The sequence below is a fragment of the Chromobacterium sphagni genome, assembly GCF_001855555.1.
Taxonomy (GTDB): Bacteria; Pseudomonadota; Gammaproteobacteria; order Burkholderiales; family Chromobacteriaceae; genus Chromobacterium; species Chromobacterium sphagni.
The window spans coordinates 1-17,289 of record NZ_MKCT01000087.1; the positions used below are offsets into that span (position 1 = coordinate 1).

At 69.2% G+C, this 17,289-nt stretch carries 4 protein-coding genes; all 4 read left to right on the forward strand.

Annotation, left to right across the window (positions count from 1 at the left end; genetic code table 11):
• On the forward strand, positions 1 to 990 hold a 990-nt coding region (locus BI344_RS26000; RefSeq protein WP_139167111.1), incomplete at its 5' end, for an SDR family NAD(P)-dependent oxidoreductase.
• Between the two features lie 254 nt (positions 991 to 1,244).
• Positions 1,245 to 3,416 (forward strand): beta-ketoacyl synthase N-terminal-like domain-containing protein, encoded by a 2,172-nt coding sequence (locus BI344_RS25940; protein WP_338152226.1) that lies wholly within the window; start codon positions 1,245 to 1,247, stop codon positions 3,414 to 3,416.
• Positions 3,417 to 3,429: 13 nt separating this feature from the next.
• Positions 3,430 to 14,106, forward strand: coding sequence for an SDR family NAD(P)-dependent oxidoreductase (locus BI344_RS21825; RefSeq protein ID WP_071114898.1), 10,677 nt, complete (start codon positions 3,430 to 3,432; stop codon positions 14,104 to 14,106).
• The coding region (locus BI344_RS21830) for a type I polyketide synthase (RefSeq protein WP_139167112.1) at positions 14,103 to 17,289 on the forward strand (3,187 nt) is incomplete at its 3' end. The genes BI344_RS21825 and BI344_RS21830, both read left to right, overlap by 4 nt.

The window sequence follows — 17,289 nt, forward strand, 5'->3', positions numbered from 1 at the left end:
GCGCAGCGGCTGCGGCGGCCGCTGCTGCAGATCCGCAGCGGCGACGCGACGCGCCGGCTGGGGCCGCAACGCTACCAGGCGGCCGGCTGCGATGAAGCCGCCTTCGACGCGCTGTTCGCGCTGCTGAAGGCCGACGGCGCCGCCGCCGGCGGCTATGGCGTGCTGTACCGCTGGGCGGAAGGCCAGCCGCGGCTGCCGGCGCTGCGCGCGGTGCTGCGCGCCGCGGTCGGCGCCAGCCTGCCGCTGCGCTATCTGCAGCTCAGCGGCAGGCTGGAGGCCGGAGCGCTGGGCAGCTGCCACGACCTGTCGCAGATCGGCTTCGAACGCTCGTTGGGCCTGACACTGCCGCAACTGGACGTGGGCGTGCTGTTCGGCGACGCCGGCGGCTTGAGCGTGGAGCAGATCGCCGCCGAGTGGGGCCGTCCGGGCGTGACGCGCTATCAGGGCGGCGAGCGCCAGCGGCTGGCTTGGCGGCCGTTGGCGGCGGAAGCCGCGCCGGCGCTGTCGCCGCTGCGCAGCCGCGGGGTGTATCTGATCAGCGGCGGCGGCGGCGGCCTGGGCGAGCTGTTCGCCGGCCACCTGGCGCAACGCTGCCAGGGGCGGATCGCGCTGCTGGGTCGGCGGCCGGCCGATGCCGGGATGGAAGCGCGGCTGGCGCGGCTGCGGGCGCAGGGGGCCAGCGAGGCGGTCTACTACCAGGCCGACGTGGCCGAGCGCGAGCAGGTCGAGCGGGTGATCGCCGACGTGGTCGGGCGCTGGGGCGGGGTGCACGGCATCGTGCACGCGGCCGGCCTGGAATCGACTCGCTCGCTGCTGGAACAGGACGCCGACGGTTTGCCGAGGTGCTGCGGGCCAAGCTGGACGGGACGCGGGCGCTGGACGAAAGCAGCGCCGGTCTGGCGCTGGACTTCGTCTGCTACTTCTCCTCGTCGGCGGCGGCGCTGGGCGATGGCGGCGGCTGCGACTACGCCAGCGCCAACCGCTTCCTGATGGCTTACGCCGACTACCGCGAAGCGCAACGGACGGCGGGGCGGCGGCAGGGTCGGACGGTGGCGCTGTGCTGGCCGCTGTGGCGGGCTGGCGGCATGGGGGCGGTGGGCAGCGAAGCGATAGAACACTATCTGCGCAGCAGCGGGCAGCGCTACCTGGAACAGGCGGAAGGGCTGCAGGCGTGGGAGCGTGCGTTGCACGGCGGCCAGGGGCAGCGGCTGGTGCTGGCCGGCGAGCCGCAGCGGCTGCGTGCGATGCTGAACCGTCGCTACGGCGTCGAGGCGGCGCGTCCGGCGGCGGGCGAGCTGGGTCCGCAAGTGCTGGCCGATGTGCAGGGGCGGATCGCGGCGATTCTGAAACTGCCGCTGGAGCGGCAGCGGGCCGACAGCAACTTCGCCGACCTGGGCTTCGACTCGATTGGTCTGGCGCAGCTGAGCCGGCAGTTGAGCGCGCACTTCGGCTTCGACGTGGCGCCCAGCGTGTTCTTCAACTACAGCACGCCGGCCCGGCTGAGCCAGCATTTGGCCGAGACGCAGCGGGCGGCGCTGAGCGCGCGCTACGCGGTGGCGGAGGAGCGGGTCGAGCCGGTTGAGATGGTCGAGCCGGCGGCGCCTGTCGCGACGGCTGCAGCGGAGGCGGGGGACGGGGTGGCCATCATCGGACTATCGGTGCGCACGGCGGGCGCCGAAGACGCGGACGAGCTGTGGCGTCTGCTGCTGGAAGGGCGCAAGCAGATAGCGGAAGTGCCGGCGGAGCGGTGGGACTGGCGGCCGTACTACGGCGGAGCCGGGGCGGCGGACAATCGCATCGCCAGCAACCGGGGCGCCTTCCTGGCGGAGCTGGACGCGTTCGACTCGCTGTTCTTCGAGATCTCGCCGCGGGAAGCGCAATGGATGGACCCGCGGCAGCGGCTGATGCTGCAAGAAGCGTGGCGGGCGTTCGAGGACGCCGGCTACACCGGCGCGCGGCTGCGGGGCAGCGACTGCGGGGTGTACATCGGGGTGGAGGAAAGCGCGGCGCAGCCGGAAGCGTCAGGACTGGCGACCAGCCACCACAACGGCATTCTGGCGGCGCGGATCTCGTATGTTCTGGATCTGAAGGGGCCGAATCTGGCGTTGAACACGGCGTGCTCGTCGGGTTTGGCGGCGGTGCACAGCGCGTGCCAGAGCGTGCTGCGGGGCGAATGCGGGATGGCGCTGGCTGGCGGGGTGAACGTGCTGAACTCGCCGCTGACCTATCTGGCGCTGAGCCAGAGCGGGATGCTGTCGAGCGACGGGGAGTGCTATGCCTTCGACGAGCGGGCCAACGGTCTGGTGCCGGGTGAGGCGGTGGCGGCGGTGGTGTTGAAGCGGGAGTCGCAGGCGCGGGGGGACGGTGACGCGATCTACGGGGTGATTCGGGCGAGCGGGATGAACTACGACGGCCGGACCAACGGCATCACCGCGCCCAGCGGCCTGGCGCAAGCCACGCTGATCGAGCGCTTGTACCGCGACCATGCCATCGACCCCGCCGACATCGCCTATGTGATCGCGCACGGCACCGGGACCAAGCTGGGGGACCCGGTGGAGGTGAACAGCCTGGCCGAGGTTTTCGCCAGGGGCACCGACGCGCGGGCCTTCTGCGCGCTGGGCTCGATCAAGCCGCTGATCGGCCACACCTTCGCCGCTTCCGGCGTGGTCAGCCTGATCGCCATGCTGATGGCCATCAGGCACAGGCAGATCCCGCCGCTGGCCAACCATCAACAAAATAATGAATTCCTCAAGCTGGATCAGAGCGCGTTTTACATCAATAAAGCCCCGAGCCCATGGGGCGCCAATCGGCGGGGCATGAGGCTGGGCGCGCTCAGCGCCTTCGGCATGAGCGGCACCAATGTCCATGTGGTGGTCGAGGAGCCGGCGGCCGGCGTGGACGAGCCGAACCTGGCCGCGCCGCCGGAGGCGCTTGGCTCGCTGGTGCCGCTGTCGGCGAAGCGGCCCGGCCTGCTGAAGCTGTATGCGCAGCGTCTGCGGCGGCATCTGCTTGCGGCCGGCCGCGATGGCGCGCAGGGCGGGCATCCGGCGCCGGATCTCTCCAGCATCGCCTTTACCTTGCAGACCGGCCGGGAGGCCATGAAGTACAGAGCGATTTTCCACGCCCGGGACGTGGACGATCTGATAGGCAAGCTGGGCGACTATGCCGACGCTGCGGCCGGGGAGGAGAGCGACGACGGCGATGGCGGCGAGCTTGCCGTCAGATGGCGCCGCGGCGAGGAGGTCGACTGGGCAGCCTTGTACGGTCTATGCCGTCCGGCCAGGGTCCGGCTGCCCACCTATCCGTTCCGCGCGCCGGAAGACGCCGATCCGCCGGCCAGCTCCGCCGCCCCTGATGGCGGAACGCCGCCGCGAAAAGCGCTCCACCCGCTGGTTCATGAAAAACTGTTGGCATAAGTTGCGAGGTCGCATGGAAACGAATCACACCTTCCAAACCGTGTTGAGTGAGCAGGATTTTTTTCTGAGAGATCACCGCGTTCTCGGCGACGCGGTGTTGCCGGGATCGGCCTATCTGGAAATGGCCAGGGCGGCAGCGCTCAATAGCGAGTTTCCGCAAGTGGCGGGGCTGCGGAATGTGGTGTGGCGCGCGCCCGCCACTGTCGGCAATCAACCGTACCCGATCCGCATCGCGCTGGCGGGGAGCGGCCAGAAGTTTCATTTCAGCGTGCATGGCGGCGAGCAGGGAGAGTGCCTTCATTGCCAGGGCGATATCGTCGCGGCGGCGGAGGGCGAGCGCCGCGCCGCGCCGTCTCCGCTGCAGACAGGCGCGCTGATGGCGCGCTGCGGCCAGACCTGGACCGGCGCCGAACTGTATGCGTTTTTCGACCGCCAGGGCATGCGCTATGGCGACAGTTTCCGTTGCATAGAGATGCTGGGGCGGGGCGAGGACGAGGTGGTCGCGACGTTCAGCCTGGCCGCCGGCGAGCGGGAGGGCGCCGAGCTGTTCGGCCTGCATCCGGGCATCGTGGACAGCGCGCTGCAGTCGACGGTGGGACTGTTGCTGCAGGATGTGCGGTCGGCGGCGCGCAGTCAGGATGTTTACCTGCCCTTTGCCGTGAAAGAAGTGCTGCTGTATGGCGATACGCCGCTTGCCGGTTATGTCCACGCGCGCTGGAGCCCCGGCGCCAGCCGCGATGGCGTGTTGAAATTCGATATCGACATCGCGGACCGCTGCGGCGAGGTCCGCGTGTCGATCCGGGAGTTTTCCAGTCGGCGCGCCGATCGCGGCGCCCAGGCCGAATCGCTGTTCGGCACCTGCGTGTGGGAGGATCGGCCCGCCGTCGCGCAGGAGGGGGGAGCCAAGAGCCTGGCGATGGTGGTGGGGCAGAACGGGGACTTCGCCGGCTTGCTGCCGGAGCATGTTGACCTGGTCCGGCTGGATGGCGTGTTCGACGCCCAGCGGCACCTGAGCGGGGAGCGCGTCGCGTCCTTGTTGGTCCAGGCGCTGGACGGGGTCAGGCCTTTATTGTCCTCCGGGCAGCCGCCGCAGGGGCGGATCGTGGCCCTGGTCCCATCCGGCGACGAGGCTTATCCGTACGCGGCGCTGGCCGGGCTGCTGAAAACGCTGAGGCTGGAGCATCGCGGCTTGCAGACCAAGCTGTTGTTCGCGCCGGCGGGTTTGCCGGCGCAGGAGCGGGCCAGGCTGCTGAATGTCGAGTTGCAAGCGTCCTTCGACGAGGTCGAGGTCCGCTACGATGCCGAAGGCCGCCGCGCGGTCAGGCGTTTCGTCGAAACCAGTCTGCCCGAGCCGGGACCCGGCGTTTTCCGCGCCGGCGGCGTGTATTGGATCAGCGGCGGCCTGGGTGGATTGGGGCGCATCCTCGCCGAATATATCGCCGCCACCGCGAACGTCCGGCTGGTGCTGAGCGGCCGCTCGGAGCCCAGCGAGGAACACCGCCGCTGGCTGGACAGGCTGCGCGCTGCCGGGACCGCCGTCGATTACTTCCGCGCCGACGTCGGCGACAAGACGGCGCTGCGGGCTTGCCTGGACGCCATCAAGGCGCGCCACGGCGAACTGAGCGGGATCATTCATTGCGCCGGCGTGGTCAGGGACGGCTACCTCGTCAACAAGACGCCGGAGCAGGTGAGGGAAGTGTTTGCCGCCAAGGTGGCCGGCCTGCTAGCGATAGACGAGGCCACCCGAGACGAGCGTCTGGACTTTCTGTTGCTGTTCTCCTCGATATCGGCGATCTGGGGCAATGCCGGGCAAGCCGATTACGCCGGCGCCAACGCCTTTTTGGATGCCTTCGCCGCCCACCGCAACCGTTTGCTCGAGCAAGGGCGGCGGTTCGGCAAGACGGTTTCGATCAATTGGCCGCTGTGGCGGGAAGGGGGCATGCGGGTCGATGCGCAAAGCGAACAGCTGGCGCAGCGCGCCTATGGCTTCGGTTTGCTGGAGCGTCAGTCCGGACTGGACGGCCTGGAGAGGGCGATGACGGCCGGGCTGGATCAGGTGGCGGTGTTGTCGGGCGACGCGCAGCGCATTCGCGGCCAGGTGCTCAGCAATGCCGGTTCGGAGCACTCGCCGGCGGGGCGTCCGCAGGTTGGGCAGGCGACGGGTGCGGCGGAGTGGGATGCGCGGGTCGGCAGGGTGCTGGCGCAAAGCGTCGGCCGGGTGTTGAAGATACGCGAGTCGGAGATCGAGCTGGATCAGGAGCTGAGCACCTATGGCTTCGACTCCATCAGTCTGACGGAGCTGAGCAATCTGCTGAGCGTCGAGCTTGGCGTCGAACTGTTGCCGACGATTTTTTACGAATATCCGTCACTACTGGCGCTGAAGGCCTTTTTGCTCGAAGACCATCTGGGCGCGCTATCGGCCAAGCTCCAGCCGGCAGCCGAAGCGCCGGCGTCGCGGCCCGAGGCGCCGTCCGCAAGAGCGCCGTCGATGCCGGAACGCGCGCCCGAGAAGCCGGAGGCGTCGGCCGGCATCGCCATCGTCGGCATCAGCGCGCGCTTCCCGCAGGCGCGGGACGTTGATGCGTTCTGGCGCAATCTGCTGGATGGCCGGGATTGCATCGAACTGATCCCGGAGGACCGGTGGGATTGGCGCGCCGTTTACGGCGACCCGCACACCGAGGTCAACAAGACAACGGTGAAGTGGGGAGGCTTCATCGACGATATCGCCGCGTTCGATCCCCTGTTCTTCGGCATCTCGCCGAAAGAGGCGGAGCTGATGGATCCGCAGCACCGCCTGCTGATGGAACATGTGTGGTCGGCGATGGAGGATGCCGGTTATTCCTCGAAGGCATTGTCGGGCACCCGCACGGGAATGTTCCTCGCCATCGGCCCCGGCGGTTATCGGCAACCGGCGTCGCTGGCGATGGAAAGCTATAGCGCGACCGGCTCGGTGCCGTCGATGGCGCCTAACCGCATCTCTTTCTTGTTGAACCTGAAAGGCCCGAGCGAGCCGGTCGAAACGGCGTGCTCCAGCTCCCTGGTGGCGGTACACCGCGCGGTACAGGCGATCGAGGCCGGCCATTGCGAGCAGGCCTTTGTCGGCGGCGTCAACGCGATAGTCGGCCCGGAGCTGCATATCTGCTTCAGCAAGGCGGGCATGCTGAGCGAGCAGGGCCGTTGCAAGACTTTCTCGCGCGATGCCGACGGCTATGCGCGCGGAGAGGGCGTGGGCGTGCTGTTTCTGAAGCGGCTGCGCCAGGCCCGGCTGGACGGCGACACCGTCTACGGCCTGATACTGGGTTCCAACGTCAACCATGGCGGCCGCGCCGCGTCGCTGACCGCACCCAATGCCCAGGCCCAGGCCGAGCTGTTGATCGAGGCCTATCAGCGGTCGGGCGTCGACATCGATACCATCAGCTATATCGAGACGCACGGCACCGGCACCCCGCTGGGCGATCCGGTCGAGATCAACGGCCTCAAGAAAGCGTTCCAGGCGCTGTACGCACAGCAGGGGCGGACCATGGCCGGGCCGCATTGCGGGCTGGGCAGCGTCAAGACCAATATCGGCCATCTCGAAGTGGCGGCCGGCATGGCCGGCCTGTGCAAGGTGCTGCTCGCGATGCGGCATGGGGAGTTGCCGCCGACGCTGCACTGCGAGGAGACCAATCCTTATATCGACCTGGCCGACAGCCCGTTCTACCTGCTGAAGCAGCGCCAGGCCTGGACCAGGCAGGAGACGGCCGACGGCCGGCCAGTGCCGCGCCGCGCCGGCATCAGCAGCTTCGGTTTCGGCGGGACCAACGCCCACGTCATCATCGGGGAATGCCTGGATGAGGAGCGGGACGCCGGCCGGAGCGCGGCCGATGCGCCCATCCGCCTGATTCCGCTTTCGGCCAGAAGCGAGGAGCGCCTGCTGGCTTACGCGGCCGAGCTGCTGGGTTTTCTCGACGCGGTCGCCGGCGACGGGGCCGAGGGAGCGAAGCGCGCGCGGCCCGGCCCCTCGCTGCTCGCCGACATCGCCTACACGCTGCAACTGGGGCGCGACGCGATGGCGTACAGGCTGGTCCTGCTGGCGGCAAGCGTCGAAGACCTCCGCCGCAAGCTGCGCTCCTTGGTCGATGGCAGTCACGATGTCGAGGACTGCTTTATCGGCCAGACCCGGGAAGAGCGCGACAGCATCAGATTGCTGAACGCCGACGAAAGCGCCAGGGAGCTGGTCGCCAGCTGGATGGAGAAGGGCAAGTTCGGCAATCTGGCCGAGATGTGGGTCGCCGGGCTGGAAATAGACTGGTCGCGACTGTACGGCGCGCGGCCGCCCCGGCGCATCAGCCTGCCCACCTATCCGTTCGCCCGCGAGCGCTACTGGCTGCCCGAGCTGGGCGCGGCCGCGGCGACGCCGCCGGCCCCGGCCCTGGCGCAGCCCGCCGCCCTACTGGAGGGCGAAGAGTATTGGCAGGCCGCCGCGGCCGGCCCGGCGGTCGACGTCGAACGATTGACGCTGCTGCACTTCTGCGACGACGACGCCGAGAGCGCCCAGCTGGCGCAGCGGCTGCGGCGGCCGCTGCTGCAGATCCGCAGCGGCGACGCGACGCGCCGGCTGGGGCCGCAACGCTACCAGGCGGCCGGCTGCGATGAAGCCGCCTTCGACGCGCTGTTCGCGCTGCTGAAGGCCGACGGCGCCGCCGCCGGCGGCTATGGCGTGCTGTACCGCTGGGCGGAAGGCCAGCCGCGGCTGCCGGCGCTGCGCGCGGTGCTGCGCGCCGCGGTCGGCGCCAGCCTGCCGCTGCGCTATCTGCAGCTCAGCGGCAGGCTGGAGGCCGGAGCGCTGGGCAGCTGCCACGACCTGTCGCAGATCGGCTTCGAACGCTCGTTGGGCCTGACACTGCCGCAACTGGACGTGGGCGTGCTGTTCGGCGACGCCGGCGGCTTGAGCGTGGAGCAGATCGCCGCCGAGTGGGGCCGTCCGGGCGTGACGCGCTATCAGGGCGGCGAGCGCCAGCGGCTGGCTTGGCGGCCGTTGGCGGCGGAAGCCGCGCCGGCGCTGTCGCCGCTGCGCAGCCGCGGGGTGTATCTGATCAGCGGCGGCGGCGGCGGCCTGGGCGAGCTGTTCGCCGGCCACCTGGCGCAACGCTGCCAGGGGCGGATCGCGCTGCTGGGTCGGCGGCCGGCCGATGCCGGGATGGAAGCGCGGCTGGCGCGGCTGCGGGCGCAGGGGGCCAGCGAGGCGGTCTACTACCAGGCCGACGTGGCCGAGCGCGAGCAGGTCGAGCGGGTGATCGCCGACGTGGTCGGGCGCTGGGGCGGGGTGCACGGCATCGTGCACGCGGCCGGCCTGGAATCGACTCGCTCGCTGCTGGAACAGGACGCCGACGGTTTCGCCGAGGTGCTGCGGGCCAAGCTGGACGGGACGCGGGCGCTGGACGAAAGCAGCGCCGGTCTGGCGCTGGACTTCGTCTGCTACTTCTCCTCGTCGGCGGCGGCGCTGGGCGATGGCGGCGGCTGCGACTACGCCAGCGCCAACCGCTTCCTGATGGCTTACGCCGACTACCGCGAAGCGCAACGGACGGCGGGGCGGCGGCAGGGTCGGACGGTGGCGCTGTGCTGGCCGCTGTGGCGGGCTGGCGGCATGGGGGCGGTGGGCAGCGAAGCGATAGAACACTATCTGCGCAGCAGCGGGCAGCGCTACCTGGAACAGGCGGAAGGGCTGCAGGCGTGGGAGCGTGCGTTGCACGGCGGCCAGGGGCAGCGGCTGGTGCTGGCCGGCGAGCCGCAGCGGCTGCGTGCGATGCTGAACCGTCGCTACGGCGTCGAGGCGGCGCGTCCGGCGGCGGGCGAGCTGGGTCCGCAAGTGCTGGCCGATGTGCAGGGGCGGATCGCGGCGATTCTGAAACTGCCGCTGGAGCGGCAGCGGGCCGACAGCAACTTCGCCGACCTGGGCTTCGACTCGATTGGTCTGGCGCAGCTGAGCCGGCAGTTGAGCGCGCACTTCGGCTTCGACGTGGCGCCCAGCGTGTTCTTCAACTACAGCACGCCGGCCCGGCTGAGCCAGCATTTGGCCGAGACGCAGCGGGCGGCGCTGAGCGCGCGCTACGCGGTGGCGGAGGAGCGGGTCGAGCCGGTTGAGATGGTCGAGCCGGCGGCGCCTGTCGCGACGGCTGCAGCGGAGGCGGGGGACGGGGTGGCCATCATCGGACTATCGGTGCGCACGGCGGGCGCCGAAGACGCGGACGAGCTGTGGCGTCTGCTGCTGGAAGGGCGCAAGCAGATAGCGGAAGTGCCGGCGGAGCGGTGGGACTGGCGGCCGTACTACGGCGGAGCCGGGGCGGCGGACAATCGCATCGCCAGCAACCGGGGCGCCTTCCTGGCGGAGCTGGACGCGTTCGACTCGCTGTTCTTCGAGATCTCGCCGCGGGAAGCGCAATGGATGGACCCGCGGCAGCGGCTGATGCTGCAAGAAGCGTGGCGGGCGTTCGAGGACGCCGGCTACACCGGCGCGCGGCTGCGGGGCAGCGACTGCGGGGTGTACATCGGGGTGGAGGAAAGCGCGGCGCAGCCGGAAGCGTCAGGACTGGCGACCAGCCACCACAACGGCATTCTGGCGGCGCGGATCTCGTATGTTCTGGATCTGAAGGGGCCGAATCTGGCGTTGAACACGGCGTGCTCGTCGGGTTTGGCGGCGGTGCACAGCGCGTGCCAGAGCGTGCTGCGGGGCGAATGCGGGATGGCGCTGGCTGGCGGGGTGAACGTGCTGAACTCGCCGCTGACCTATCTGGCGCTGAGCCAGAGCGGGATGCTGTCGAGCGACGGGGAGTGCTATGCCTTCGACGAGCGGGCCAACGGTCTGGTGCCGGGTGAGGCGGTGGCGGCGGTGGTGTTGAAGCGGGAGTCGCAGGCGCGGGGGGACGGTGACGCGATCTACGGGGTGATTCGGGCGAGCGGGATGAACTACGACGGCCGGACCAACGGCATCACCGCGCCCAGCGGCCTGGCGCAACGGCAGCTGATCGTCGACGTGTTGCGGCGGGGCGGCATAGACGCCGGTCAGGTGGGCTATGTGCTGGGCCATAGCGTGGGGTCGCCGATGGGCGACCCGATAGAAGCGCAGGCGTTGGGCGAGGCGCTGCAGGGCGGCCATTGCGTGCTGGGCTCGATCAAGCCGCTGATCGGCCACACCTTCGCCGCTTCCGGCGTGGTCAGTCTGATCGGGATGTGCCTGGCGCTGAAGCACAGGCGGATGCCGGGGACCGCCAACTACCGGCAGGCCAACGCGTATATCGACGCGGCGAACGGTCCGCTGCGCATCGAGCCGGCGGCGCAACCCTGGGAAGGGCGGGGCCGGCACGGGCTGGTCGGCGCGACCGGCATGAGCGGCACCAATGTGCTGGTGCTGCTGGGTGAAGGGGAGCCGGAAGCGGCGGCGGAGCGGGACGGCGAAGCGCTGCTGGTGCTGTCGGCGCGGGAAGAGGCGGTGCTCAGGCGCTACGCGGAGAAATTGCGCGGCTATCTGCAAAGGGAACCGGGGTCCGGTCTGGCAGACGTGGCGCGGGCGCTGCGTACCGGACGGGAAGCGATGGCGTGCCGGCTGGCGGTGGTGGCGTCGAGCCGTGAAGCGGCGTCGGCGGCGCTGGCGCGGTATCTGGCGGCGGGGGCGGACGAGGATCTGTCGGCCGGCGGCGTGTTCGCGACGGGTAGGCCCGGGGCGGCGGCTGGTGAGGGCGAGGATTTGCGCGCACGCGCGGCGCGCTGGGTGGCGGGCGGCGAGCTGGCGGAGCCGGATGACGGCGGGGGGCGGCGGCGGTTGGCGGGGCTGCCGACCTATCCGTTCGGGCGGCGCTCGCTGCCGGAGGAGCCGGTGGCGGCCGGCCCGGAGGCCGGCGAGCGGAGACCGGCGTCGGCGCCCGGTGACAAGGCCGCCGAATATTATACTTTCGACGCCCAGCTGCGATCGGATGACTACCGGGAGGAGTATCTGACCTTCTGTCCGTTCGAGGAGGAGATCCCCGGCTTTTCGATGACCCGCGTGCTCAGCGCGCCGGCCGTTTACGCCGACGAATACCGGCGGGTGCTGGCGAAGCAGATCGAAATGAGGCGGGTCATCTTCCGGCATGAGCGCTTCGAATCGGTGCGTCGGACGCTGGACATAGGCTGCGGCTGCGGCACCGACATCATCGAGTTGGCGAAGCGCCATCCGCATGTCATGGTCGACGGTTTCACGATTACCCCGGCTCAGGAGGCGCTGGCGAATCGCCGGATTCGCGGCATAGGTCTGCAGCAGCGGGTCAGGGTCATGCACGCCGACAGCTCCAGGGACCGCTTCCCCGCCGTCTACGAGCTGATCATCGGTTTCGAGGTGAGCTGCCACATCGCCGACAAGGTCTCTTTGTTCCGCAATATCCGCGCCGCGCTGGCGCCGACGGGCAGCGTGCTGCTGATGGACTTCATCGCCAATCTGCGCGGCTCGATTGTCGACAGCAATGTCGATATCGCCATCTCTCCCGAGGCGGAATGGCTGGATCTGCTGGCCGACAATGGCCTGCTGCTCGACGACCTGGTCGATCTCAGTCCCGAGATCGCCAATTATGTCTTCGATCCGGACGTCGAGAAAAATGTGGCGAACTTCCCGGAGGCGGCGCGCCGCTCGTCGCGCAATTTCGCCAATATGGCGATTTCGCTGCGGGAAAAATGGATCAGCTATTGCCTGTTCCGGCTGACCCGCGATCCGCTGAACCGGCCGCTGGACGAGTTGCGGGCGCACAATGCGGCGAAGATGAAGAACAAGACGCGGTACGCCGAGGCGCTGGCGGGCTTGAACGATGCGGCGGGCGCAGCGGCCGTCGCCGTCGAAGCGCCGGCGGCGGCGGGCCAGGCCGAGCTTGTGGACCGGCTGGAAGAAATCTTCCGCGCGACCTTGCAGCTGACGCGGGCGGAGCTGCGGGCCGCCGGCTCCTTCGCGGCGATGGGGGTGGACTCGCTGATGGCGGTGCGTCTGTTGGAGGCGATCAACACCGAGTTCGATCTGCGCGAACCGACCAGCATCATGTTCCAGTACCACGATCTGCCGTCGCTGGCCGGCCACCTCGCCGGCAAGTCGATTGCGGCCAAGGCGGCGCTGGAGCCTGTGGCGAGGCCGCAGGCGCCGCAGCGGCAGGGCATTGCCGTCGTCGGCCTGTCCTGCCGTTGTGCCGGCGCCAGCGACCAGACTGAGTTCTGGGACCTGATCGTCAACGGCCGCGAATGCGTGGAAAGCATGGCGGAGCGGCGTCCGGAATGGTCCGGCGTCTTTGCCGGGCACGCGGTGGACCCGGCCTCGCTGCGCGGCGGCTTCATCGCGGAGGCGGATTGCTTCGACTCGCTGTTTTTCGATATCGCTCCAGTCGAGGCGGAGCAGATGGACAGCTCGCAGCGCCTGGTCCTGGAGGGCATTTACACCGCGCTGGAGGATGCCGGCTATGATCCGTCGGCGCTGGCGAGACGGCGCGTCGGCACCTTCATCGGCTCGATGGGCCTGGGCGCCGGCAGCGGCAGCCTGTCCCATCACGCGATGCTGGGAAGCGATGGCGCCATTCTGTCGTCGCGGATCGCCTACCACCTGAATCTGAGCGGTCCGGCGATGACGGTCAACACGGCGTGCTCGTCGTCGCTCGTCGCCATCGAACTCGCCTGCGAAAGGCTGCGCACCGGCGACATAGACATGGCCATCGCCGGCGGCGTGACCCTTTATTCGCAACCGGCGTCCTTCCTGATGATGCACAATGCCGGCATGCTTTCGCCATCCGGCCGCTGCCGGCCATTCGACGACGAGGCGGACGGCATCGTGGTCGGAGACGGCGTCGGCATTGTGGTGCTGATGCCGCTGGACGGGGCGGTGGCGGAAGGCGCGCGGATCTACGGGCTCATCCGCGCCATCGGCACCAATCAGGACGGCAAGACCTCGGGCATCACCGCGCCCAGTTTCCAGGCCCAGAGCCGGCTGGAGGTCGAGGTCTATCGCAAGGCGGGCATCTCACCCGAGCAACTGCAATACGTCGAGGCCCACGGCACCGGAACCAAGCTGGGCGATCCGGTGGAAATCCACGCGCTGTCCGAAGCCTTCAGAAGCTTCACCGACAAGCGGGGCTTCTGCGCATTGGGCTCGCTGAAGGCCAATATCGGGCATACCACGGCCGCCTCCGGCGTGCTGGGGCTGATCAAGGTGCTGCTGGCTCTCAAGCACCGCCGCATTCCGCCCGCGGTCAATTTCGCCAGGCCCAACCGGCATATCGATTTCGCCGATGGCCCCTTCCATGTCGATACCCGGTCCCGCGAATGGCGGGCCGGGCCGGACGGCAGGCGCATGGCGGCGGTCAGCGCCTTCGGCTTCAGCGGAACCAATGCCCACCTGGTAGTGGAGGAACATGTCGCCAGCCGGCCGCAAGGCGGCGGAGGCGGGCGGAGGATCGTGCCGCTTTCGGCGAGAAAGCCCGAGCAGTTGCGCGAGCAGGCCGGCCGGCTGGCGGCATGCGTCCGGCAGGGCGGCGTCGAGCTGGCGGACCTGGCCTGGACCCTGCAGGTCGGCCGGGAGGCGATGGCCTGCCGAGCCGCCTGGATAGTCGAAGACCTGGACGAGCTGGCGTGCGGCCTGGCGGCTTATTTGGCGGGGGACGCCGTCGGCGGCGTTTTCGGCGCGGAGGGGGGGCCGGCGACGGATTGACGGCGACGGCGCGCGCCTGGGTGGACGGGGCGGCGGTGGACTGGCCGGCCGGGCGGGGGGCCGGCAGGGTGTCCCTGCCGACCTATCCGTTTGAGCGGGTGCGTTTCCCGGCTCCGGCGGCGGCCGGCCAGCCTGCCGCCGCCGGGATCGCAAGCGGCCGCCGGCGCGGCTTCGTCGGCAAGGCCTGGGTGCAGGCCCCGGCTCTGCCGTCCGCAGTGGAACCTTTCGCCGGCCGGCGCTGCGCGATATTGGCGACGCCGCGGCTGGAGCCGCTGGTCCGCCTGTTGCGGCAGCGGCTGCCCGGCGCCGAAGTCCTGATGCCGGATCAGCTGGCGTCGGCGTCGCAGGACCGGGCGCGCTGGAGCGGCTATGGCGGCTGCGTCGATCTGACCGCGCTGGATGCCGCTCATCGAGACGGGGATGGAGACTGGCTGGTCTGGCTGCAGAAACTGATCGAACACGCGCCAGCCGGACTGGGCCAGTCGCTGTTCCTGTCGCAATGGACTTGCCGCCAGGAACGGCTGGGCAACGACGCGGCGGCATTGGCCGGCGCCGGGCGCACCGGTCTGTACCGCATGCTGCAGAGCGAGTATGGCCGGGTGGCGTCCCGGCACATCGATACCGATCTGGCCATGCCGGGCGACGCGTCCGCGCTATGCGCCCAGATCGTCGGCGAGCTGTCGGCGGCGGACGGCGAAAGCGAGGTGTGCTATCGCGGCGGGGTGCGCCATAGGGCCGAGATGCGCTGGCTGGACGAGGACGGCGCGACCGGAGCGGCGCCGGCCTGCCCGGCGGGCGGTGTGTTGTGGATTACCGGCGGCACGCGCGGCATAGGCATGTTGTGCGCCAGGCATTTCGCGGAGCGTCACAGCGTCAGGAAGCTGGTTCTGCAGGGGCGTCAGGCGCTGCCGGAACGTTCGCAGTGGCAGGCTTGCCTCGCGGCGTCTGGCGACGACGCGCTCAGGCGCAAGCTGGAGAACATCCTGGCGCTGGAGGCGCTGGGCGTCGAGGTGCGCATCGTTTCCGCCGCGCTGACCGATCCGGACGGCATGCGGCAGGAGTTGGCGGCCGTCCGGCGCGAGATGGGGGAGGTATTCGGGATCATCCACGCCGCCGGGCATGTCGATTTCAGCAATCCGGCCTTCATCCGCAAGTCGCCGGATCAGATCGACCGGGTCGTTGCGCCCAAGATCCGCGGCGTGGAGGTCTTGCGCGAGGTGTTCGGCCAGCAGCGGCTCAAGTTCGTGTTGCTGTTCTCGTCGGTGGCGGCGGCGCTGCCGAGCTTGTCGGTCGGGCAGGGCGAGTACGCGATGGCCAATGCCTATCTGGACTACGCGGCGGCGGGGTCGTTCGGCCCCGGCGTCGAGCATTGCGTCAGTATCCAATGGCCCAGCTGGGAGCAGACCGGCATGGGGGCGGCGAACAGCGCGGCGTACCGGAATCTTGGTCTGCTGACCTGCCGCGATAGCGAGGGGCTGGATTTTCTCGACCAGATACTGGCGCGCGGCTTGCAACCGGTGGTGATGCCGCTGCTGGTGGACCCCGCCGTTTTCGACACCGACCGGCTGCTGCGGCGTGCCGAGCCGCGCGCGACGTTGGCGCAAGCGGCGCCGGTCTCGCAGCCGGCCGAGGCCGGCCTGGACGAGATCGTCGGCGCCTGGCTGAAGCGCCTGGTCAGCGAGGAGCTCAAGGTGGAGCTGGGCCAGATCGAGCCTGAGCGCACTTTTGACGAGTATGGCGTCGATTCGATCATGCTGGCCCAGATGATACAGAAGATGGATCGCAGCCTCCCCGGCATCAGGATAGATCCGACGTCGGTGCTGGAGAATCCCAGCGTGGCAAGATTGAGCCAATACCTGGCGGCCACGCATGGCCGCGAGCTGGAACGGGTGTTCGCGGCCACCCGGCAGGCGATAGCCGCGCCGGCGTCTCCGGAGCGAAGCGACAAGGTCGCCATCGTCGGCATGGCCTGCCATTTTCCCGGCGCGCCGGACATCGGCCAGTTTTGGCGGAATCTCTGCGAAGGGCGCGATTGCATAGCGGAAGTGCCGGCCTCGCGCTGGGACACGGCCCGGTATTACGGCGGCCCCGGTGGCGACGGCGGCAAGAGCGTCAGCAAGTGGGGAGGCTTTTTGCCGGATATCGAATGGTTCGATCCCGTCTACTTCGGCATTCCGGAAAGCGTGGCCGCCGGCGTGGACCCGTTGGCCAGGCAATGGCTGGAGGTGAGCGCGGAGGCGCTGGCGGACGCAGGTTACGTCAAGGACGATGTATGGGGCCTGCCGGTCGGCGTTTTTTGTGGCTCACGCGTCAGCAACTATGCCAGCAGGTTGCGGCAGCTGGACAGCAAGGCGGTGATAGGCGTCGGGCAAAACTTCATTTCCGCCCATCTATCGCATTGCTACAACTTCTCCGGCCCGAACCTCATCGTCGATACGGCTTGCGCCAGCGCGCTGACCGCCGTTCACCTGGCCGCGCAGAGCATATGCCAGGGCGAGTCCGAGCTGGCCATCGCCGGCGGGGTGGACATCCTGCTGGACGAAGGTCCCTTCCTGCTGCTGAGCAGCGCCAAAATCCTTTCCGTCGACGGCCGTTGCCGGACCTTCGACGAAGGCGCCAACGGCATCGGCATCGGCGAGGGCTGCGGCGCGTTGATTCTGAAGCCGCTGGATGCCGCTCTGCAGGACGGCGACAAGATCTATGGCGTGATCGACGGCTCCGCGATCAATTCGGACGGCAGCACCATGGGCATCACCACGCCCAATCCACAGCGGCAGCAGCAATTGATAGAGCAGGCGATTGCGAACGCCGGGGTGGACGCGTCGACGATCAGCTATGTGGAGGCGCACGGCACCGGCACCCTTATCGGCGATCCGATCGAGTTGCGCAGCCTGACCAATGCGCTGGGCAAGGGCCGGCAGGGGCAGGCCAAGTGCGGCGTGGGCAGCGTCAAAAGCAACCACGGCCATTTGCTGAGCGCCGCCGGCGCGGCGGGACTGATTAAAGTCCTGCTGTCCATCGTCCACCGGCAGTTGCCGCCGACATTGCATTGCGACAAGCCTAATCCCCGTTTCGATTTCGAGCAGTCGCCGCTGTACCCGGTATCGCAATTGCAACAGTGGGAAGGCGTGGCGGGCGTCCATCGGGCCGGTGTCAGCGCATTCGGCTTGGGTGGGCACAATG

Excerpts from the sequence above, each read along its gene's own strand:
- BI344_RS25940 (WP_338152226.1), top strand. The coding sequence starts at position 1,245 with ATGCTGAACCGTCGCTACGGCGTCGAGGCGGCGCGTCCGGCGGCGGGC.
- BI344_RS21825 (WP_071114898.1), top strand. The coding sequence starts at position 3,430 with ATGGAAACGAATCACACCTTCCAAACCGTGTTGAGTGAGCAGGATTTT.